This window comes from Planktosalinus sp. (genome assembly GCF_059864935.1).
On the sequence record NZ_JCBCCK010000403.1, the window covers coordinates 1 to 1,645 of the forward strand.

Here is a 1,645-nt window from a genome sequence, read left to right on the forward strand (position 1 = left end):
AAAAATCATCAGGGCATCATCAAATGCCGATGAAGCACGTCAAAAATTGATTGAACGTTTTGAGCTTTCAGAGATTCAGGCAAAAGCAATTGTTGAAATGCGCTTACGTCAATTGACGGGGCTGGAGCAGGATAAATTGCGTAGTGAGTATGAGGAGTTGATGAAAACCATTCAGGATTATAAGGACATTCTTGCCAGCGTTGAAAGAAGAATGCAAATCATAAAAGATGAGCTTCTTGAAATTAAGGAAAAGTATGGTGACGAGAGAAGATCAACCATTGAATATGCAGGAGGAGATGTTTCTATCACAGACTTGATTGCCGATGAAAAAGTAGTCATTACAATTTCCCATGCCGGTTATATCAAGCGCACACCGCTAAACGAGTACAAAACCCAAAATAGGGGAGGTGTAGGCCAGAAAGCGAGTGCGACCAGAAATGAAGATTTCCTTGAACATCTTTTTGTGGGAACAAACCACCAATATATGTTGTTCTTTACTCAGAAAGGAAAATGTTTCTGGATGCGGGTTTTTGAAATTCCCGAAGGCTCGAGAACTTCAAAAGGAAGAGCCATTCAAAACCTGATAAACATTGAGCAGGATGACAAAGTGAAAGCCTTTATCTGTGTTCAAGACTTAAAAGATGAAGAATACACCAATAAACATTTTGTAATAATGGCTTCTAAAAAGGGGGTAGTTAAAAAAACTTCTTTGGAGCAGTATACAAGACCGAGAGCTAATGGAATCAATGCCATCACTATTCGCGAAGACGATGAACTTCTTGAAGCAAAACTGACTACAGGAGATAGCCAGGTAATGCTTGCTGTTAAATCAGGTAAAGCTGTTCGTTTTGAAGAAAAGAAAACCAGGCCGATGGGAAGAAATGCCACAGGAGTGAGAGGCATTACCCTTGCAGATGAAAATGATGAAGTAATTGGGATGATTACCATTGATAACCCCAAGGAAGAAACAATACTTGTGGTTTCTGAAAACGGTTATGGAAAGCGTACATTTATAGACGACCCGGAAGATGGAGAAGCCATTTACCGAATCACCAACAGAGGTGGAAAAGGCGTAAAAACCATTTCAATTACAGAAAAAACAGGTAAATTAGTTGCTATTAAAAACGTAAAAGACAATGATGATTTAATGATTATTAATAAATCAGGAATTGCCATAAGAATGTCTGTTGACGATTTACGTGTTATGGGAAGGGCTACTCAAGGGGTAAGACTCATCAAGGTAAGAGAAGATGATGCCATTGCCGCGGTAGCAAAAACTATGAAGGATGATGCTGAGGTTGAAAACGGAACGGAAGTTGATACAAATACTAATACTCAAGAATAATAAAAACAACTATTAAAATGAAAAGAACATTTTTGATCGTCATGGCATTGTTAATGACTGTGATGGTATATTCACAACGACAGGAGTTGAGAGAAGCTTCTCGAAGCTTAAACAACAATGACTACAATTCAGCTAAACAAGCCCTTTCAAAAATCGAAGATCAAATTGCATCACAAGATGCAAGTACTCAGGCAGAATTTTATTTATACAAAGGCCAGGCTTATCTTGGTGCAGCTGGAAATAAAGAACAGGACTTGTTGACTGCTGCTAAGGCATTCAAAAAAGTTATTGAACTTGAGG

General features: G+C 38.4%; 1 protein-coding gene and 1 pseudogene. Both read left to right on the top strand.

Annotation, left to right across the window (positions count from 1 at the left end; all coding sequences use genetic code 11):
- Positions 1 to 1,345: DNA gyrase C-terminal beta-propeller domain-containing protein (locus tag AC6F75_RS12340; RefSeq protein ID WP_500715346.1), on the top strand; the 1,345-nt coding region annotated here is incomplete at its 5' end.
- 17 nt (positions 1,346 to 1,362) lie between these two features.
- Positions 1,363 to 1,645, top strand: a pseudogene (locus AC6F75_RS12345) (hypothetical protein); the annotation flags it as partial.